General features: G+C 68.3%; 11 protein-coding genes. 7 read left to right on the top strand and 4 right to left on the bottom strand.

The annotated features are described in order from the left end of the window. Positions 1-42: 42 nt before the first annotated feature. Together O3X23_RS12650 and O3X23_RS12645 are read right to left on the bottom strand one after the other, a co-directional pair. On the bottom strand, positions 43-1317 hold the full coding sequence (locus tag O3X23_RS12650; protein ID WP_269271415.1) for a VanZ family protein: 1275 nt from the start codon (positions 1315-1317) through the stop codon (positions 43-45). Between the two features lie 177 nt (positions 1318-1494). Beyond that, positions 1495-1959: a hypothetical protein gene (locus O3X23_RS12645; RefSeq protein ID WP_269271414.1), complete on the bottom strand. Its 465-nt coding sequence runs from the start codon at positions 1957-1959 to the stop codon at positions 1495-1497. Positions 1960-3314: 1355 nt separating this feature from the next. Between O3X23_RS12645 and O3X23_RS12640 the strand changes: the two genes are divergently transcribed. From O3X23_RS12640 to O3X23_RS12625, 4 genes are all read left to right on the top strand, one after another. Further along, entirely contained in the window at positions 3315-8282 is a 4968-nt protein-coding gene (locus O3X23_RS12640) for a DUF6531 domain-containing protein (RefSeq protein ID WP_269271413.1), read from the top strand. Further along, positions 8279-8590: a hypothetical protein gene (locus tag O3X23_RS12635; RefSeq protein ID WP_269271412.1), complete on the top strand. Its 312-nt coding sequence runs from the start codon at positions 8279-8281 to the stop codon at positions 8588-8590. Before O3X23_RS12640 ends, O3X23_RS12635 begins: the two co-directional genes overlap by 4 nt. Positions 8591-8754: 164 nt before the next feature. Further along, positions 8755-9051 (top strand): ATP-binding cassette domain-containing protein, encoded by a 297-nt coding sequence (locus O3X23_RS12630; protein ID WP_443047835.1) that lies wholly within the window; start codon positions 8755-8757, stop codon positions 9049-9051. 705 nt (positions 9052-9756) lie between these two features. Continuing rightward, positions 9757-11229, top strand: coding sequence for a hypothetical protein (locus O3X23_RS12625; RefSeq protein ID WP_269271411.1), 1473 nt, complete (start codon positions 9757-9759; stop codon positions 11227-11229). A 185-nt stretch (positions 11230-11414) separates the two neighbouring features. Here the strand turns inward: O3X23_RS12625 and O3X23_RS12620 are convergent, their stop codons facing one another. Continuing rightward, a complete protein-coding gene (locus O3X23_RS12620) occupies positions 11415-11750 on the bottom strand; it encodes a hypothetical protein (protein WP_269271410.1) in 336 nt (111 codons plus the stop codon). Between the two features lie 318 nt (positions 11751-12068). On the opposite strand from O3X23_RS12620, the gene O3X23_RS12615 reads away from it, so the two are divergent. The 3 genes from O3X23_RS12615 to O3X23_RS12605 all read left to right on the top strand — a co-directional run bounded on the left by O3X23_RS12615 (position 12069) and on the right by O3X23_RS12605 (position 14968). Then, positions 12069-12332 carry a helix-turn-helix transcriptional regulator gene (locus O3X23_RS12615; protein ID WP_269271409.1) on the top strand — a complete coding sequence of 88 codons (264 nt, stop codon included), beginning with the start codon at positions 12069-12071 and terminating at the stop codon, positions 12330-12332. Positions 12333-12509: 177 nt separating this feature from the next. Further along, positions 12510-13412, top strand: a complete 903-nt coding sequence (locus O3X23_RS12610) for a DUF6083 domain-containing protein (RefSeq protein ID WP_269271408.1) — start codon at positions 12510-12512, stop codon at positions 13410-13412. A gap of 80 nt (positions 13413-13492) precedes the next feature. After that, entirely contained in the window at positions 13493-14968 is a 1476-nt protein-coding gene (locus O3X23_RS12605; protein ID WP_269271538.1) for a UvrD-helicase domain-containing protein, read from the top strand. A 238-nt stretch (positions 14969-15206) separates the two neighbouring features. Here O3X23_RS12605 and O3X23_RS12600 read toward each other — a convergent pair whose 3' ends face one another. Beyond that, positions 15207-21134 carry a hypothetical protein gene (locus O3X23_RS12600; protein WP_269271407.1) on the bottom strand — a complete coding sequence of 1976 codons (5928 nt, stop codon included), beginning with the start codon at positions 21132-21134 and terminating at the stop codon, positions 15207-15209. Between the last annotated feature and the right edge of the window lie 13 nt (positions 21135-21147).

Here is a 21147-nt window from a genome sequence, read left to right as displayed (position 1 = left end):
TGCGTCCCGCGAACCGCTGCGTGCTGCCTGGTGCTTTTCCGGTTATTGGTTGGGGGTGGTGGTGAGGGTTCCGGTGGTGGCGGTGGTGGTGGGGTTGGGTGCTGAGGGGTCTGCAGGTTCGGTTTTTCCGGTGGTGGCGTCGACGTAGAGCCGGGTGGCTTGGGGCGGTGAGTTGGTGCTCTGTACGGCGGTGAGCCATGTGGGGGCCCAGTGCCCGTGGCGTTCGACGGCCAGGAGCACCATGCCGGCGACGTGTGCGTCTGGGGTGTGCGGGGAGGCTGCCAGTGCGGCGGTGACGGCTTGCTGTCGCGAGATGGTGGTGGGGGGCAGGTTCTGGGGGTCGTCGATGTGGATGGCGTGGACCTCGCGGATGCGGCCGGTGCGGTCGACGAGGACGTCCAGGCGCATGGGCATGAGGACCCCGTCGCGGGTGCGGCGCCAACTGACGAACCACCCGCCTTCGGCGTTCGGGCCGACAGGTTCGGCGTGGGCTTGGGAACCGGTCAGGCCCCAGGCGTAGCGGTTGGTGGCGTAGGTAGTGGCGATGGTTTCGGCGTCCTGCGTGTTGCGAGGTGTGTTCGCCACTCCGGGTACAGGGAAGAACGCGGCGCCGTCCACGCCGTCGGGCGCCAGGCTGACCTGGAAGTCCCGCTGGTCCGGCCAGGACAGGGTGGCTGATCCCCGGTCAAGGGTGATGAACACGACCCCCGGCATTCCCTGGGTGCCCTTCATGTACTGCGCTGCGCCCGTTCGGTAGTGGTCACCGAAGGCGTTGTGCACGGCTCGCTCGGCAGCCGCGGACTTGTCCGGGGTGGCGAATTGCAGGCTCGTGGAATCCACGACGGCCATGTGGACGAACGCCACCAGGATGATCCCGTTGGCCACGGCGACCGACCCGGCCGAGCGCCACGTGACCGCAGCCCGGTAGGCCATGGGGTGCACGGGTGCATGCGCTGCGACCAGAGCCAGGCAGGTCACGAGGACGCCGACCAGGGCACCGGTCGTGTTCGTCACCAGGTCGCCGGAGTCGCAGCCGCGCGCAATGAAGGGAACCGACGCCTGTAGAACCTCGATCGTCACCGACAGCAGGGGCGCCCCCAGCGCCACTGCCAGGGGCTGGCGGGTGGCGAGGACCCCGAAGACCCCGATGGGCACGAACATCGCGAGGTTGAGCAGCCCCTGCTCGGTGAGGAAGGGCTCGGCGAGGTCCCGGTTGACAGTGCACTGGGCCAGGTGGCCGCCGCGCGAGGGCCACAGCGTCAGGCACGCCACGGCGGTAAGGCTGAAACCGAACGCGGCGTACGGCCAGGGACGCACATTCTTTCCCCGCGCATACAGGAATGTGGCTACGGCGCTGGCCAGGGACAGGGCGGCGATGATCACAGGGATGTACGGGTGTCCCCGAAATACGGCGGAGAACATGTCACCAGTCCGTTCGTGATGGGAGAACGCGGTGCTGCGGGGCGCGCATGCGCGCCCCGCAGCACCGGTGTGTCAGCAGGAGGGCGTGCTCGGTGTTGTATAGGCCAGCGAGTTGCTGCCCTGCACATCCATCCAGCCCGTGGTGGGGCCGCACGAGATGATCAACGCCTCGTGGAAGGCCACGGTGGTGCCGGAAGTCTGGGTGAACCAGCCCGACCAATCGAGGGCACTACCGTGGGAAACACCGAGCCGGGCTGTTATCGCGCTGCCACCCGTCTTGACGTACCAGGTCTTGAGGTCGCCGCCACCGAAGTCCCTGGAGGTGAACAGGGCGCCGTTGCTCAGCGACGTGCACCTCACCAGCGGTGAGACATATCCGTTGCTGGGGCAGCCTGCCGTTTGCACGGAGGTGGGGGACATCGTCGCCTTCCCGGCAGCGCCCGGGGTGTCTGCGGCGAAAGCGGGTGTGGCGGCCGCCGCCGAGATGGCTGCGAAGGCCACGGCGATGCGGGCAATTCGGGTCACGATCGGATGCATGGTGGGTTTCCTCCCCTGTACCTGTGCGGGCGTCTCCCGCCGGGTGTGGGCAGGGGAGAGCGCACGCCATCGCCATGGCCGGCTGCGGGCAGGACCCCCCTGCGAACGGCTCGTACCGGAGCGTGGCTCACGGGTTCGGCCGTGCCCGGGAACCGTAGGCAGGTTCCTTCTGGGGCGCAAGAGCGCCTTGTTGACGATGGGACACAGGCCGCCGCGTCGGCGTACGTAGTGGACCCGCAGTCGCATCGGCTGCGATTGGGGCAAGGCCATCGTGCACCGTCGGGGTCGAACTGCCCTCTGACCAGGAAGACGTGCGTGATGGCCTGCCTGTTCGGGGAATGCTGACCGGCAACAGGCGCCGCACTCTCCGCGTACCTATCAGTGCAGCCGAGAGTCACGATCGACTGCACCGCTTCGCCGGCCGCTGTCGCGAGCACCTTGTAGCGGTACCGCAGGCCGGACGGGACCTTCGTGCTCGCATCCGGTGGTGGCTCGGCGGCTGACGCCCGCATATCCGGAGGCGGTGTTCATGCTGAGGGCCGTTGAGGTGGGTGGGTGCGGCCGGTGCCCGGGAGTGTCGAAGGGACGGGCCGGCCGCACGCTGTCTTTGCCGCCGGTGGGAAGGGTGAGATCCCACACGGGGCAGATCCTCCCAGTGAACATGGCAGTGCGTGACGAGAGTTGGCAAAGAGTATCTAAAGTGATGGTCGGTTAAGCCGATAAAAGGTGCGTTGTGCCGACTGTGTAATCTTCCCTGGCGGCTTGATGGGTCGCAAGACTGTGCGAACTTGTGGTGCGCCAGTGGCAGTTGGGGCGTGCCGAATACACGGGGGGTGTATGCGGTGTTGCGTGCTGTCCTGGCCCGAACGCGGCTGGTCGTGCTGGCGGTCGTGTTGTCAGTGGTGGCGGGGGGCGGCTGGTTGAGTTTCCTGCCGGCCGAATACGCCGCTGCACAGGCCCCTGTGCAACAGGCGGTGGGCCGTGTGCCGCAGCCGGTCAAGCCCCAGAAGCCGATGACGTTGGCGGAGCGTCGCAAGCAGGTCGGGTCGTTACCGGCGCGGACCGTATCGCATGCGCTGCCCCCCGGGCAGGGTGCTGCGGCTACCGCGCAGCAGATCGCGCAGACCAACAAGCGCCTGGCGGGACTGGCCCCAGTGCCGAAGAGGCGGTCGGCCGCCGCGGGGAAGTATTCGGGTCTGGTCTACTGGCAGGTGTCCCAGGATCCGTTCGGGAACACCGCTGCCCAGCAGGGTGGTTGGCTGGCCAGTCTCGGCAACCACATGGGGGCCGCGCTTCCTGGTGAACCGTTTTTGGTGTCCTCCGCGGTGTACCAAACCGGCGGGAGCCCGACCACCGTGGAGTGGCACCCGGTCAAGGTGTACTACCAGATCACGAATTACTGCAACGACGTGCCGGTACCGGACATCGACCTCAACCAGATCGTTTCCGCGCCGAGTTGGGGCTTCCCCGGCGCCAACGCGCCGACCCCGCCGACGGTCAACACCGTCATCACGCTGCCGGCGACCCCGTGCACGCATGCCGATCCCCTGTACTTCGTCCACGAGTGCGTGCGGGTGATGGACGACGCCACGGACACCGGAGACTGCGGTTCGTACAACCACTTCGCCGTCGTCCCCTATCTGCCGATTGACGCGACCCGCGGGTGCATCTGCGGGGATGCCAGCGGCAGCCCCCGCTCGGACGTGCTGCGCGGGGACCCGGTCAACACCGCCACCGGTGCGTTCACCGAATCGTTCGCCGACGCCGCGGTGTCCGCGCCGGGAATCGCGTTCACCGCCAACCGTAGCTACGGCTCGGACGTCACGACCTCGGGGGTGCTGGGCAAGGGCTGGCTGCTGCCCTGGGAGAGCAGCCTGGAGGTCCTCGGCAACGGAAATGTCACCCTGCACGCCGAGGGCGGTGCGGCGCACCCGTTCACCAAAGCCTCCGGTGGGGCGTTCACCGCACCGGGCTGGGCCCGCTCCTCCCTGGTCGTCGACGGGACGGGCTACCGGCTGACCACCCTGGACCACCGCACCCTGACCTACGATAGCGCCGGTCACCTGACAGCGATGAATGACTCCTCCGGGCAGGGGCTGACGCTGGCGTACACCGGCGGCCAGGTCTCCTCGCTCACGGATGCCGCCGGGCGCACGGTGTCCCTGGGCTACACCGGTGGACGGCTGAGCAAGCTCACGCTGGCCGACGGCCGGCACGTGGACTACGGCTACACCGGCACCCAGCTCACCTCCGTCACCGCGCTGGACGGGACCACGAGCACCTACGGATACGACGCCGCCGGACGGTTGAACGCGGTCACCGACGCGCTGGGCCACCGGCAAGTGTTCAACCTCTACGACACCCAGGGCCGGGTGACGTCACAGACGGCGGCGGACGGCGCGACCACCGGCTACGCCTACACCAAGACCGGCGTGTTCGACGAGGTGGACACCACCGCACCGGACGGCGGGGTGTGGACCGACATCTACGCGACGAACATGCTCTTCACTCAGATCGACCCGCTGGGCAACAAGAGCTACTACCGCTACGACGGGCACTACAACCGCGACAACGCCATTGACGGCGAGGGCCGGCAGACCAACTGGACCTACTACGCCAACGGTCTGCTCAAGAACCGCCTCATCGACGGCTACGAGGACTGGACCTACGACAACGCGGGCAACCTGGCCACGTACCGGGACAGCGACTACCACACCACCACGTACGGGTACGACCCGCAGAACCGGCTGATCTCGGCCAAGGATGCCCTGCTGCACGAGACGACCTACACCTACTGGCCCAACGGGCAGCGCAAGACCCAGAAGACACCCCTGGGGCAGATCACCAACTACGCGTACGACGCGGCCGGGAACCTCACCTCGATCATCACCCCCCAGGGACGCAAGACCACCCGCACCTACGACGCGTCGGGCCGGGTGAAAACCTCCGTCGACCCCCGCGGCTACGCCACCGGCGCGGATCCGGCGAAGTTCACCACCACCTACGACTACGACGACGCGGACCGCATCACCGCGGTGACCGACGCCCGCGGGCACCTGACGACCAGCAAGTATGATCTGGCCGGGAACCTCAAGACGGTCACCGACCCGGCGAACCGGGTCACCACGTTCGCCTACGACCCGGCGAACCGGCTGCAGACCACCACCGACCCGGTCGGCAAGACGACCACGGTCGGCTACGACCCGGCAGGCCGCCAGGCCTCGGTGATCGACCGCACCGGTGCGAAAACGACCACCGGGTACGACAGAGCCGGCCGCCTGACCCAGATGATCACTGCCCGCGGCTACGCCCCCGGCGCGAAGGCCGCGGACTACACGTGGACTTACGGGTACGACAAGGTCGGCAACCGCAAGACCACCACCGACCCGCAGGGCCACACCACCGCGTTTGACTACGACGCGAAGAACCAGCCCACCACGACCACGGACGCCCTGGGACACAAGCGCACCGTTACTTATGACCGCGAGGGCAACGCCACCAAGCGGACCGACGCCCTGAACCACGACACGACGTTCGTCTTCGACGCCGCGAACCGACTGACCGCAACGAAGACCAACAACGGCGGGACCACCACCTACGAGTTCGACAACGACGGGAACCTGGCCGCCCAGGTCACCCCGCTGAAGGAACGCACCACCTTCGGGTACGACAAGGACGGCCTGCGCACCAGCAGCACGGACCCGCGCGGCAACGCCACCGGCGCGAGCCCGGCCGACTACACCACGACGGTCACCTACGACGAGGCCGGGCAGCCGGTCGCGGTGACCGACCCGCTCGGAAACGTGCGCAGAACCGGGTACGACGCCGTCGGCAACGTCATCTCCACCACCGACGCCCGCGGCAAGACCGCCACCACCAGCTACGACGTGCTGGACCGGGTCGACTTCACCATCGGTGCGGACGGCGGCAAGACCGTGTACGGCTACAACCCCGCCGGGCAGGCGGAGACCAAGACCGACGCGAACAACCACATCACCACCTACGGGTACGACGCGGAGGGCCGCACCACCTCCATCAAGGACCCGCTCACCCACGTTGTGAAGCTGCTGTACGACCCGGAGGGCAACACCGCCCAGGTCACCAACGGCCGCGGGCAGACCATCACCTCCACGCTGGACGTCCGCAACCTCATCACCAAGACCACGTACTCCGACACCACCCCGGCAGTGTCGTACACCTACGACGCGGCAGGCCGGCCGGCCACCGTGACCGATGCCACCGGCAGCCGCACCCTGGTCTTCGACAACGCCGACAAACTGCTGACCGTCACCTCGCCGGGAGCGGCGAAGCCCTTCACCTACACCTACGACAACGACAACGCCCTCAAGACCCGCGCCTACCCCGACGGCTCGACCACCACCTACGGGTACGACACCGACCAGCGCATCCAGACCACCACGGTCAACGCCAAGACCACCACCTACGGCTACGACCTGGCCGGGAACCTCACCTCCACTGCCCTGCCCACCACCCCGGCGGTCGCTGAGACGCGCACCTACGACCGGGCAGGCCGGCTGGCATCGCTCTCGCAGGGCGCCGGTGCGCGCCAGTACGGGCGGGACGGTGACGGGCGGGTCATCACCGACCGGTACAAGGACGCCACCGCCACCGTCTTCCCGGCCACCCGCTACGACTACGACCCGGCCGGCCGGGTGGCCCGGGCCTGCACCGACACCGGTTCCACCTCGTGCCTGAGCGGCACCGCCGGCGAGAGTTACACCTACGACAAGACCGGCAACCGCGCCACGGCCACCACCGTCGCCGGAACCACCACCACGAAGACCACCAACACCTACGACGCCGCCGATCAGCTGAGCACCGCCGTCACCGGGACCACCACCACCCAGTTCGTCTATGACAACGACGGCAACCAAACCAAGGCCGACGCCACCACCTCCATCTACGACCCGGCCGGACGACTGGCCACCTCCACCACCGGAACCACCACCGCCGCGTTCACCTACGACGCCGACGGCAACCGCACCACCACCAAGAAGAACACCACCCTGGCCGGCACATCGCGCTGGGACATCAACAACCCGATGCCCCAGCTCGCCACCGACACCGACGGCGCCGGCGCCCTGGTCGGGGACTACCACTACGACCCCTTGGGCCAGCCGCAGTCCGTCGACCGGAGCGCCACCAGCAGCTACTCCTACCTGCACGACCGCCAGGGCTCCGTCCGCAGCGTCATCGACGCGGCAGCCAAGGAGACCTACAAGTACACCTACGGCACCTTCGGCGCCACCACTGGCACCGCCACCGTCACCGGCGGTCAGCAGAGCGCCTTCGGGTACACCGGACAGGCCAAGGACTCCGCCCTCCCGGACCGCGTGAACCTGCGCGCCCGCAGCTACGACACCACCACCGGCCGCTTCACCACCCGCGACCCGCTCCCTGCAGGCGTCGGCAGCCCCAACGCCTCCGCCTACGCCTACGCCAACAACGACCCCGTCAACCAGTCCGACCCCTCCGGGGCCTGCCCGCTGTGCATCAGTGCCATCGTCGGTGGCGTCATCGGCGGAACTGTCGGCGCTGGCATCTATGCCTGGCAGCACCGTGATGGCCCGTGGGACTGGACCGACTTCGCCTCTGCCACCGGTAAGGGCACCATCATCGGCATCGGCGCCGGTCTCCTAGCCCCCATCGGCGGCACCTCCGCAGCAGCCCTCGGGTTCGAAGGCACCTCCGCTACCTGGGCCGCTGTTGGCATCAATGCAGCGATCGGCGCGGGCTACAACTGGGCCGTCAACACCGTCCAATGCCAGCCCACCACGCCCACGGACCTGCTCATCGGCGCTGTGGGAGGCGGAGCTTCCACCCTCATCGGCCCTGCCTTTAAGTGGCTCAAGGGCCTGCGTGGGCCGAAGGAATACAACCTGGCGTCTGAACCCGGACCTCTTGGTGGAGGAAAAGACAGTCCCGCCTTGAATTTTGCGGGCGGCAGATACACTCCGCAAGCATTGAAGAGTGACACGGTGTTCTACCGAGGCGGAGCATCCGGTGGTGGTAAGAACGCGCTTGGCCAATGGTTTACTTCTTCTCCGCCATCGTCGTCCACCTACGTGCGCATCGACTCAGCTGTCAAGCCACAATGGATTGACCCCAAGACGGGTGCGCTCTCTGGTTCTTCTCCGCTGGAGTCGGTATATGCTGTGAAGATCCCCAAGGGCACGGTCGTCTACCGCGGTCCCGTTGGATCTCAAGGGGGGATCTACGTGGGCGGGGGCGAGCAATACTACATTCCAGCACCTTGGTCAATTCCCGGTGTCACAGTGATCTCCGAAGGGCCTCTACGGTGAGTAATGAAACATCCCTGAAGCAACGCTTTGCGGCTGCGGTTACCCAAATCGATTGGGTACTGGAAGCTCTGCGAGGCGAGGAGGACTCCTCGGCGTGGATCGCCCAGTTTGCGGATCTCCGTCGACTCTCCGACGGCCAGGCCGAAGCGCCGGACGAGTATTTGCAAGAAGTTCGGGACCGGGTGGCGAGAATGTTCGTCGGGGGAAGGAACCTTGGGGATTTCTTCTTGTGGGATGAAGACTTCGATTTGCGGGAGAGCAAAAACAAAGAATGGAACCGTGTGCTTCAGCGTCTGAGAAACGCATAGAGCCGAGCCGTCGGACTATGTGCAAGTTGCCTTTCAAGTGAGAGGCGATGACTCTCCGGCGAGAAAGCGGCGGCTCACCTCTTCGTAATGGTGGAGGAGGCGAGCCGCCCGAGGTTGACGATTTGCTCGGATTTGTTATTCCTGCCCGAAATGGTGCGACGAGATTGCTGGATGAGCTCGGCGTCCCGGCTGACGGTACCTCCACCGGAGATTTGTCGGGCGGGGAGCGCCAACGGACGGCCGTGGCACGGGCGTTGATAGGGAACCCGGCGCTGATCTTGGCCGACGAGCCGACCGGAGCCCTGGATACCCAGGCTCGCAACCATGTCGCAGATATCTTGTTCGGCATACCCAAAACCCAAGATTGCGCGCTGCTGGTCGTCACCCATGATCACGCGGTGGCGCACCGAGCTGACCGCGTCCTGACCTTGGACGACGGCTTCCTGACGGGCGCGGCGTGAGCGTCGGCCCGGGCCTGGCCCGGCACATGGTGCGTCTGGGCCGCACCGCCGACCGCAACGCCAAGGATGGTGCCGCCCGCTTTTGCGCCCTAGTCCTGGCCACCGCCGTTCTGGCCCTGGCTACCGCCTCATTCGTCATTACCTCGGCGATCTGGCGGGGCCGTGAGGAACGAGGGGCTGCCCGCATTCCCGCCATCGCTGACCCGGGCCAGCAGGCGACCGCGTTGTGGAGCCGCTACTCGGACTCCTACCAGGGCCGCCAGTTCACCGTCGTGGTCATCGCCCCCCTTACGGCGGACGCCCCGCTGCCACCTGGTGTGGTCCGGTGGCCAGGACCCGGGCAGGTGTGGCTGTCGCCGGCCCTGATGCATGACTCCGAGCGCGAGGATTTCAGCCACCGCTACGGCACCATCGCGGACGAAGGGCTCGCGTCGCCCGGCGAGCGTCTGGCCTACGTACGACCGACCTCCGCTCAGCAGGCCGTCACTCATCTCGAGAAAATCACTGGCTACCAGGGCAGTTGGGTGCCCTTCGGCGACCTGCGCATCATCGGCCCCCAGTCCAGCATGTGGGCCATGCTCGCCATACTCCTTGCGCTGCCGGCCCTGGGACTTGTTGCCGCTGCCGCCCGCATGGGCGCCCCCGGCCGCGACCGCCGCAATGCGTTGCTGCACACCCTGGGCGCCCCCTCGAGCCCGCCTGTGGATGGACCTGGGCGCTACCTTGCTCCCCGTCCTGCTGGGCACCACCGTCGCCGCAGCCCTCCTTACTCCGGCCCTCATCGTCAATGTGCGCCTGCCGTGGATCGGCTACACCCTGGCCGCAGGAGACCTACGGGCCGCTGCCCTTCCTTTGGCCATCGCCCTCATCATCGGCAGCAGCACAGCACTGGCAGTGACCGTGCTGCTGCGCCCGGCCTTGGCCCGCTGGGCGTCCTCGACCAGACCCAAACCCTCGGCAGCAGGACCGCTGCGGCTCCTTGCGTTGGGCGCCTTTCCAGCGTTCGTAGCACTCGCTCTGTTCTCCGGCCCGCTGCTGGGCGGCGCGCAACGCTCGGCCTCCACCTACCTCTTCGCCGTGGCCGGGGTATGGATCACCCTGCCCTGGGTCATCGGCTGGTCCGCGGGCCTCATCAGCCACCGGGCAGCAGCATCCCAGCGCCACCGGGCGGACCCCGCCCGCCTGATCGCTGTCCGCACCATGGCAGCACGCCCGGCGATGGTCGTCCGCCTGATCGCGGCCCTAGTTATCGCCATCGGCGTCATCGGCCAAACACAGATCATCACCAGCCTTCTGTCCACCCGTTCTGGCGATGCGTCTCACCTGACCGCAGAAGCCGGACAGAGCATGGTCCTAATCCAGACCACCCGGCGTACCGGACCGTCTCAGGAGTTCGTGAGCGCGCTGCCGCCCGGGGCCCGGATGGTGGCGCTGGGCCAACTCGTCGAGGACAGCGGAAGGGTGACACGTCTCCTTCAGGGCCCATGCCCGGACCTGCAAGGCCTCAAGCTCCCCTGCCCCGGTAGCACGATGGAAGCAGTCGTCCCCTATGCGGGCCTCGATGATCGGCTGCGGGTGTCCGGATCACAGCTCTTCGGAGGAGCTCCGGCCACGGTGCGCACCGGGCCAGTCCTGCCGCTCGTGGCGGATTCCGGTCTGAAACTGCTGGTTTTCACCGGGAACAGCACGCCGATGGATGTCCCGGCCATCAAGCGAGCTGCACACGTGCATCTGTCGATGATGTCGTCGGTGAAACCCATCGGCGAGGACGGCGATACCTCGTTCGCGCTCGGCTACCAGGCCCGGTGGATCCCCTTCCTCGGGACGGTCGGCACTCTCGTCCTCGTCATGGCGATGATCACGGCCTCCTTCTCGGAATTCGTCCGGTTCTCTCAAGCTCTCGCCCCCTTGGCCGTACTAACCGACCGGACCAGAATCTTCCACCGCACCGCCGCATGGGCCCTGGGTATGCCGCTTCTGATCGCCGGCGCGGTCGGAACTGCGATCCACATCGTCCTGGTCCAGCCAGTGCTCGGCGGCACCGACGGAGCGACACTGTCCTGGACCCTGATCGTGTCCCTCCTGGCCGGGACGGCGATCTTGGCAGGTGTCGCGAGTGCTGTCAGCGGTTCCACCGCCGCCCGCCAGGCACGATCCTGGCGTCCGCGAGCCGATTGAGGCCTGCTGCTGATAACCGTCCGGTATCTCCGCGCTTGCGGCTGCCAACGGCCCATGAGGCTCCGGACGGTTTCGATGCCTGAGCATCTGCGATGGAAGGACTTCCCGGTGCTGATCTGCTGAGTGAGAGGGCCCCGGCCTGAGGCGAGGCCGAACGGGATGGGGTCCACCTGCCTGGACGGGCTTCAGAACTCGGTTCCTTCTGTCCACCACGTGTCTTCCTCGGCCCCGGCGCCGTCCTTGCCATCGGCCTCGTCGAAGCCAGCCGGTGGTTCGATCGGCGAGATGGTGGCCAGTTCAGGGACGGTGGCGGAGTAGACCGTGGTGGTTGCGCAGGCCTGGCAGAGGTCTGCCAGGCGCCAGATACTGCCTGCCCGGTTGCGGGTGAGGATGAGCAGGATCGGTCCGTCACAGCCTCGTCGGCGGGGATGCCAGGGGCAGTTCTGGGCACCGCACTGGCAGGTCCGCAGGTAGGGGGCGAGAGGGTTGTCTCGGGCGTGCTGAGCCAGGTGTGCCAGCACGGCGCCGTGTCTGCTGGCTCCGGCTGGGAGCGGGCAGGTTCCGCACTGCGGGCAGCTCAGCACCAGGCCGTGGTGGGTGGCGCGGAGTTGCACAGTCCAGCGCCGGGCCGGCTGCCGGGTGGTGGCAGACCCCATCGGGTGTTGCTCTCCTTGCTGCCGGCCCTGGACACGGACCGTGCCTCCTTGTTGGTTGGCCCGGATGGGCCGCGGCGGCACACGGTAGTGCAGACCCCTGCCCTCTTCGGTTGAGTCCGAAAGGGACAGATAGGGCAGAAGTCTGCACTGACAGGGCAGGGGTCTGCACCGTCGGATGGACGGGTGACGATCTTCCCGCCCGACCCCAACCTCGGAGCACTCCGCCTGGAGCTGTCCCGACTGCGGGCCGCGCGCGGATGGACCTACGACGAGCTCGCCGCCCGTACCGGCCTGGCCCGACGCACCCTCATCGAGATCGAGCAGGGCCGCACCATCGGCAGTCTCAAGACCTGGCACGCTCTCGCCCACGCCCTGGGTGCCCCCCTCGACCAACTCCTGGGAACCCTCTGTGAGGGCCACGAACCGCCAGCCCCACCCCCCGTCTGACGCCCCCTCGGCCCGGCGCGGGCGGCCGACCCGGGCCGGCCGCCGCCACCCGATCCGGTATCGGCAAGCGAACGCATGAACCAGTAGGCGAACGCACGTGCTGGAAATGCCGCCTCCCGGGGGACAACCACAGCTCTGACATCCCGGTGGCGGCGTGTTGCCTGCGACGTTCACCGTATGCGCGCCACCAACAACCCCGCCGCTGACGGCTTCGCCTGGGACGGCACCCCCAAGAACCGCCGCCCCCCGCGCGCCCTGCGCGTCAGCCCCGACAGCCCCACCAAGCTCCTGCGCTCCGGGCAGACCGGTCATTGCACTGCCTGCGGCAATCGCATCGAGTGGTACTACCGCGACAGCGACCGCGCCGTCCCCTTGCACCCCGGCGAACTCCCCACCCAGCTGGTGCCGGACGGCCAGCGCTGGCATGTCCTGTCCGGTGTGGCCCGACCGTCCCAGGACGGTTCGCCCTGGTGCCGGGTACACCACGACGCCCTGTGCCCCGCCACACCCGACCTCGGTATCCCCGGGCTGCAGGAGGCCCGCCGGAACCTGGCGCTCAACACTCGCCGCCTCCTCGACGCCGGCCGCTTCACGCCACGCCAGAACCCGCCCGCCGCCGAATCAACGCCAGCACCTCTCCGCCGCCCCGCGGTCCAACTCCTCCACCTGCTCTACCTCGCCCCCGCACCCGTCGACCAGATCCTCTGCGTGGCCCAGACCCGCACACGCCACCGCTGCACCCTGCCCCTGCTCGCACCACGAACCACACCGGGCACCTGGATCCTCATCCCCACACCCGCCAACCCCGGACACCTGACCGCCCCAGACACCCCCACCGTGATGGCCACCTACGACCTCAGCCAGCAGCCGTACGCCGAACAACTGCGCTGGCGCGCCCAGCGCTGCCCCACACACGCCGCGACACCCTCCGCCGCAGACATCGCCCTGACCGGCTGGGAACCCTTCGACACCTTCCTGCACCACCAACACATCCACCCCCAACCCTTCGACACCCTCCACCACGCCGCAAACAGCCACGCCCTGCCGGAACCTCCGCCACGGCATCCACCACCAACCTGACCGTGCGCAACCGGACACCGCGCCCGCCAGCCCACGCGACCCGGACCACCCCCCTCCAACCCCCACCGGAGCAACCCATGCTGAACCCAACCGACGAACAAGCGGCAGCCGCCGACCTCTTCCACGCCGGCGACCACCTCGCTCTGCAGGCCGGCGCCGGCACCGGCAAGACCAGCACCCTGCTCCTCCTCGCCTCGCGCACCCAACGCCGCGGCCGCTACATCGCCTTCAACAAAGCCATCGCCCTCGACGCGGCCACCCGCTTCCCCCGCACCGTGCAGTGCAAGACCGCCCACGCCCTGGCCTACGCCGCCATCGGCCACCGCTATGCCCCGCGCCTGAACGCCCCCCGCCAGGCGGGCTGGCGCACTGGGGCGGCCCTGGGCCTGATCCAGGCCGTGCGGATCGGGGAACGGGACATCACCGCCAGGACGCTGTCGCACACCGTGCTCCACGCGGTGGCCCGGTACTGTCACTCCGCCGACCGCACCCTGGCCGCCCACCACATCCCGACCCTGCGCGGCTTGGAAGACAAGGACCTCCACGCCGAGCTCGCCGAGCTGCTCCTTCCCTTCGCGCGCAAGGCATGGGCCGACCTCCAACACCCCGAGCAGGGGGTGGTGCGCTTCGATCACGACCACTACCTGAAACTGTGGGCGCTGTCCGACCCGACCATCGACGCCGACTACCTCCTGCTCGATGAAGCACAGGACACCAACCCCGTCCTGGAACAGGTCTTCTGCGCCCAGCGCGAGCATGCGCAGCTCGTCATGGTCGGTGATTCGGCCCAGGCGATCTACGGCTGGCGGGGCGCCCGCGACATCATGACCGGCTTCAACGGAACCGCCCTGACCCTGTCGCAATCCTTCCGCTTCGGCCCCCACCTGGCCGACGAGGCCAACCGGTGGCTGGGCATCGTTGACGCTCCGATCCGCCTGACCGGAACCGAAGCGATCAGCACCGAACTCGGCGAGGTCCACGACCCCGACGCCGTACTGTGCCGTACCAACATCGGCGCGATGACCGAGGTCATGACCCACCTGGCCGCCGGCCAGACCGTGGCCCTGGCCGGCGGAGGGCAAAGCCTGCGCGCCTTGGCTACCGCCGCCCAGGACCTCAAGGAGGGACGCCGCACCGCGCATCCCGAACTGGTGCTCTTTCCCACCTGGGGCGAACTGCAGGAGTACGCCGACCACGACCCCGCCGGCCGCGACCTGAAACCCTTCGTGGAGCTCATCGACCAACACGGCACCGGCGCCGTCCTGGCTGCAGTAGACCAACTCACTGACGAAAACCACGCTCGGATCACCGTCTCCACAGCGCACAAGGCCAAGGGGCGGGAATGGGCCACCGTTCGGATCGCCGACGACTTCACCCCGCCCAAGGACACCGACCTCCAAGACAGCAACGGCCACCCGTTGCCCGGACCCATCGATGACGCGGAGGCGCGCCTGGCCTACGTCGCCGTCACCCGGACCCGCGACCGCCTCGACCTCGGCGGCCTGTCCTGGATCCACCAGCACCCCGACGGAAATCCCGCACCCGGGCCGCGCTGACAGGCAGGCTGCCCCATGGGCGGGGCCGCCACTCCAGACACGCATCGGAGGGGTGCCTCGGCCGTCTGTCACCGGCGCGTGCGGGAGCCACCCGCATTTCCGCACGCCTCGTACCGATCTGCGGGCGGGGCCGCGCCTGCGGCAGCACCCCGTCCGGGGTCCCGGACCCGGACGCGCAGGGCCGAGGCAGGCCAGTCCGTCCCGGTGCCCACGTGACGGTGCAGCACCGGGGTGATCGTCAGCCGGGACCGTGCGCACGCCAGGCGGCGGCGATGGTCTTTTCCAGAGCAGAGTCGGCGGTGCCGGGTGATTCGGTCAGAGCCGCCAAGTGGCGCAGAGTGGTCAGAGCGCCGGCGGCGTCGGGATGTTCGGCGGTGAGGAGGTCGACGAGGTCGCCTTCGGACAGGGGCTCGTCGAGCTCGGACAGGTCGTGCAGGATGCCCTGCAGCGCCGGATCGGTCAGAGCGGCTGCTTCCAGGAGCTGTCCAGCTCCGGCGGGTGTGGCGAGGGTGTCGTGCAGGGTGCGGCAGATGTCGGGGGCGCTGTGCTTCGTGGCGGCCAGGTCTGCGGCTTGATTGAGCAGAATCGGCCAGCCGCCAGTTGTGGTGAAGAGGCGGCGTCGGTTTTCGGGGGCGTTGAAGGCGGTCAGGACCTCGTTGGGGGCAACCCAGCTGCGGATTCCGTCGGCGGTGGCGCGTTGCAGGGGCACGAGGATGTCCTCTTCCGCGTGACGGGACAGGACCTCCAGATGCTCGCGGTTCCCGGCGTTGATGAGGGCGATGACGCAGCGGGTGACACCAGAGGCCGGTTGGCGGGTGATGGCGTCCCGCAGAGCGGTATCGACGGCGTCGGGCTTGAAGGCTCGCATGTCACTGATGATCAGTCGGTGGGGGCCGCGGGCCTTACCTGCGCTCAGGGCCTGGCGGTAGCTGTTGGGGTTGGTCGGTTTGATCAGGGGTGCCAGGTCGCTGGGGGTGCGTTGCTGCTGGTCGGCCAGCGCGGTGATGACGTCGTCGAGGCAGGTGGCGTCGGTACCCAGCACGATGCGCAGCGCGTTGTCGCGGCGCACCAGCCCTGCGATCTGCTGTTCCGTCAGGGGGCTGATGCGGGCGCCGGGAAGGGGGCGCCGGGCCTGGCTGATGGACAGGCGGGTGGGGATGTCGTTGGGGTCGTGGGCATGGAGTTCTTCCTCGATGGCGTCGGGGGTGCCGAGGAGCCGCAGGACGTTGGAGGAGCGTAGGCGCCAGCCGTCGCGTTCGGTGGCCAGGATCCCCAGACCCACCATCTCTTCCAACAGGACCCGGAATTCGTCGGCCGTGTGGTGGGTGAAGCTCTCGGGCCACCAGTCGGCGCACTGCTGGCGCAGGGTGCGGGTGCTGATGTTGTGTTCGACGCCGTGGGTGTGGGCGTTGTGCGCGATGAGCAGGGCAATGACCTTGTAGCGGGGGTCGAGGTTGAGGTTGAGGCGCACGGTGTCGCGGATGCGACGTCGCAGGTCTGGGGAGCCGATGACGCGTTCGAGGATGTCGTTGTCGATGGTCCAGGGCGGTCCGTCAGGTGTGCGGCTGGCCAGTGCTTCGGTGACCAGGGCCTCACCGGCGACCTGCAGGAGTTTGGGGTGGTAGTTGCAGTAGGCCAACAGGCGGTGGATGAGGCTGTCGTGCGCGAAGTTGATCCCCAGGACTTCGGCGGGTTCCTGCAGGAGGCGGTAGGCGGGGCCGGGGGAGAGGGGCCCGATGCCCTGGGCCCTGCCGAAATGTGCCTCAGCGAGTGGCTGGTTGGGTAGGCCGGCGAAGCGCTGGACCTGGTGCAGACCGGCGAAGACCGGCTTGAAGCGGCGTTCGGTGCTGCTCATCAAGTTTCGTAGGCGGGTGGTCTGGGGGAAGCCGGCGTCGGCTTCGGCGTCGAAGAAGGAGTCGCATTCGTCGAGTAGGAGCAGCAGCCGCCGGGTCCGGTCTTGATCGAGCCAGGCAGCGATAGCGTCCCGGACACGCCGATAGGCGGTGGTGGCGTGTTTGCCGGGAGCCAGGCCGATCCCGGCCCGGCCCATCTCGGTGAAGATCATGTCCCAGATCTCCTCTGTGCCCGAGGCCAGACTGCTGGGCAGCGGCAGGTACAGGGCGATATGACCTTCGGTGAGGGCGTGGCGGCGACCGGCGGCTCGCAGGAGCGCCGACTTTCCCAGCCTGCGCCCGCCGTACAGGAGGCTGACTCCGTGCTGGTCGGTGACGGCGGACAGTTCCTCGCCGCGACCGTAAAACATCTCTTCCGGCACGGCTTCGTTGGCATCGGGGGTGTAAGGGTTGATGGCGCTGAACGGGGCCAGGATGCGTTCGGTCAAGGTGAACTGGCCGCTGCCGCGAGAGGCGAGGTAGGCCAGGGCGGCAGCGTCCAGCACCAGGACGGGCTTGGCGGGTCGCTCGGCGCACGCGGCGGCCAGGGCTCGGCGTTGGGCGGGAGACAGGGTGCCGGTGAACGCGATGACGACCGGGATGGAACTGAGGTCTTGTTGGACCCAGGCCAGGAGCTTGGCGGCATCGGTGACCTCGGACGTCATCAGCAGCCGCAGCCGGCCGTCTGCCTGCGTACCAAAGGCCGGCAGGCGCACCTTGCCGATCAGTGTCACCTCGCGCAGATCGACCCATCGGCGCAGGTTCGAGGCGACTGGCAGGCCGGGATCGGCCTCCCATACATACTCGATACCAGCCAGGCGCAGGGCCGGGCGCAGCACGTACTTGTTGGTGCGGACCTGGGCCCACCGGGTAGCGGCGTGGTGCCAGGCGGACAGCGCATCCACAGCGATCCGGCGGTCACCGGGGGACAGGGGCCCGAAGTCCAAAGGACCCAGGCGGCTGCCGTTCTCAGCGGCGGCGATCACTGCGGGTGTGATGCCTTCGGGCAGGGCTTGGGGGACCGCGGGGAAGTAGGCGTTGAAGTCGGCCAGCGCGGTGTGCTGTGCACGCGGTGGGGTGTTCCCCTCGCGGGCCGCCAGCAAGTACTCCTCGGCCGTCGCGAGGTCCCCCTCGACGATCAGCTGCCGTACTTCGTCCGTCAGTTGTGTGGGCGCGTCCGCCTCGTTGAGCTCGACGGTGGCCCGCTCCTGCAAGAACCGGGCGGCCTCGGCGCCCAGGTCGGTGAGCTCCTCGCGAATGGCCTCACATTCGCGGCGGACAGCGCCGAGGGCGTCACCGGCCAGCGCGCTGTGGGCGGCTTCCATCCGGGCGCTGATCCGAGCGCGTCCGGGTTCGGGCACCCGGCCCATCCGGATAGCGGTGTCGATATCCCGGGCCAGTTCGCCGTGCAGGGTTCTGATTGCGCTGCCGCTATGGGCGCGCCGGGTATGCAGCGTGGCACGCAGTTCGTCCGTCAGCGCCGGGGAAGCGGTGTCCGTCTGTTCCAAGGCGTCCAGGGCGATCCGGGCGATGGCGTAGTTCTCCCGGTCGATACTCGTGCGTACCGCCTGGGCCCAGTCAGAGCGGTCGGCAGCTGCGACATCGTCCAGGGTCGGGGCACGGGACGGGGTCAGTTGGGCGTTGAGGTCCAGGTCGGGGGCGCGCAGCAGGTCACTGTTCAGGACAGCGGACGGCTCAGGTTCGGTGCCGGGGAGTGTTCCACCGGCCAACAGCCGCACCGTTGTCTCCAAGCTCGCCAAGCAAGCGCGCGCGGCCGCCGCGGTCAGAGACTTCGGGTCGACCTCGGTCAAGGCGGTCAGCTCGTCGATCATGCGTTGACGATGCGGTTGCACTGCCTCGTACAAGAACGACAGCGGATCGGTCGCACGGGGCTGGGCCTGGGCGATAAGAACCAGCCACTGCTGGACAATGTCGAGGGAGTTGGCCGCGTGCTGCAGGATCCGTGAGCGGGCAGCATTCTGGAGTTTGCGGGACGTGCCGCGGACCGCTTTGTCATCACGGTCCAAGAACACGGACAGGGACCCGGGCGCGCCCAGCTCCCGCAGGTGCTGCCGGGTGGCGGCTGCCAGCTCCCGCCGGTCATCGGCCACCGCGTGGAGCAAAGTCCCGATCCGGCCGTCGGGCGCCCACCACCGATCGGCGAACTGCTTGGCTCGCAGGTTGTTGAGGTTGGGGCCACCGCGCAGCTCGGCGCGGGCGGTGTCGCAGACTACGGCGAGGTCATCGCCGGTGTCGGGCCGGGCGGCCAGGACATTGAGGGTGGTGCGTCCAGACAGCTGACCCCGGGCGGACGCGTGACCGATCGCAGTAGCCACCGCATCCGTTGCGGGCAGGTCGTGCCACTGCGCGGCGATCTTCAAGGCGAACTCGCCACTGTCGGGATCCCCGGCGAGCAGCCCGGACCGTACAGCGGCGGCCAGCATGATCAGCTGATCGGCCAAGGTCCCCGGCACACCCTGCTGCAGTTGATCGGTCACCGCCGCACGCAACTCGTGGGCACAGGCACCGGTGTCCGACCGCATGGCCTCTGCCAAGGCCAGGGCGCGCAGCGCCGAGGCGGTGTCGTGATGGCCGAGGGCGCGAGCCGCGTGGTGGGCCAGGGCCAGCTGTCCCCGTCCCGTCAGATCGGCAAGAACGGGGGAAGCGGTGGGAGCAGGCGGGTCTGCAGGCGCATCATCTGGTTTCCGCGCGGTCGGTGCCACTGCGGTGGGGGCGGTAACGGGCCGCACCGCGATGAGCTGGTCATCGACAGCCACAACGCCGGCCGAGGGCAATGCCGAGGACCGGGCGGCGGGGGAAGAATCGCCGACCGGGGTTTGTTGCACGACGTCGATCTGCCGGGGGAGCGGGATCAGCGCTGCGTCAGCCTCAGGCAGCCGCTCGGCATCGCTGACCAGAGGGGCACCTGATTTTTGCAGGGGCGGGAGTTCGAGGCTGGTCGGCACACGCGGTGCCGGGTCTTGCGTCTGCCCGACTCCTGAACCGTTCGCCTGACCGTTACCGGAGGGAAGGGGCCCAAGAACAGCCTTGCCGCGAAGAATCAAGGTCAGCACCGGCGTGATAGCCGGGGGCAGACTCTGGCGCAGGCGCTCCGTCAGAGCATCGGCGCCGTCGTCATCATCCGACTCCACCGCGTGCGCCAACTCCGCGACTGCTGCCAGATGACCGGCTTCCTGAACCTGCTGCGGGGCCCAACCATCGACGGCCAGCAACGCGTCCACAGCGGCATGCAACTGCGCGACCGCCGGGTGTCCCTCCGGACCGCGTGTTTCCGCCACGTCCCGCAAGGCCTTCCGCAACGCGTGGTCCTGGTCGGCCGCAGCACCCAGCGCCTCCAGTGCCTCCAGCAGGCCCGGCAGATCCGGCCCCGGAAGCGGGCCGAGTGCGTGCCCTGCCCGCACTACGGCCATGTGCACTTCATCGACCACCTGCCGTACCCGCTCGGCAGGGCGCAGCAGCTCAGCGGGCACCACTCGGCCGGCCGCCAGCAAGAGCGCGGCCTCGGCTACCACCTCGGTGCCCGACACAAAGGCACCACGCAACCGCTCGGCCTGAGCTGCACAGGCTGCCGCGCTGCTCAGATCGATAGCGTTGAAGGGACTATCCGGTACCGCAGGCGCCTCACCAGAGCCCGGCTGATCCGCAGGTTCAGACGCCAATTCGACCGGCAGGCTGCCGGCCGGCCGGTTGCGATAGGTTTCCTCGAAGGCCTGGCAGGCCCGCACCACGGCGTCGGCGCTCTCGGCAGGCCACGACGACAGGGGATGGTCGCGCAGCACCAAGTGCAGCAACGGGACTGCCAGATGCGTAACCCGCCACTGCACCAGACCGGTGAGCAGCAGCACGGTCCGGTCCGGCGCCAGCTCCTCCAAACCGGCCAGCTCACGGTCCGCACCCTGCTCCAACCAGGTCGACAGCCCATCTTGCATACCGTCGAGCGTGGGCTGGGTGAGCGTCCCGATGGCGTAGGTCTGCTGAGCCCCCTCACTGCGCCGCAGCGCTGCCAGCGCCTGCCGCACCGCGTGGGTGCTCGGTTGCCCTACGGCCGGAGTACGCAGCTCCTGCAGAACCGCCGTGCGGTTCTTGCGGCTGAGCCGCTCCAGCATCGAGGCGAGCTGCTCCTCGGTGACCAAAGCCAGCACATCCCCGACCGGGTCCGACAGTCCTGCGACGGCCTGTTCCAGGGCCAGGTATTGGGTGCGATGCGGCTCAGCAAGAGTCTGGTGCAAGGTGCGCGGAGTGCGGCGTGCCACAGGATTCCTTTCC

Source organism: Streptomyces sp. H39-S7, from assembly GCF_027158205.1.
Taxonomy (GTDB): domain Bacteria; phylum Actinomycetota; class Actinomycetes; order Streptomycetales; family Streptomycetaceae; genus Actinacidiphila.
The sequence above is the reverse complement of the archived record's forward strand: the minus strand, read 5'-3'. Positions and strand labels throughout refer to the sequence as shown.

Coding starts and splice junctions, on each gene's coding strand:
- O3X23_RS12645 (WP_269271414.1), bottom strand. CDS start 1,959: ATGCATCCGATCGTGACCCGAATTGCCCGCATCGCCGTGGCCTTCGCA.
- O3X23_RS12625 (WP_269271411.1), top strand. CDS start 9,757: ATGGACCTGGGCGCTACCTTGCTCCCCGTCCTGCTGGGCACCACCGTC.
- O3X23_RS12610 (WP_269271408.1), top strand. CDS start 12,510: ATGCGCGCCACCAACAACCCCGCCGCTGACGGCTTCGCCTGGGACGGC.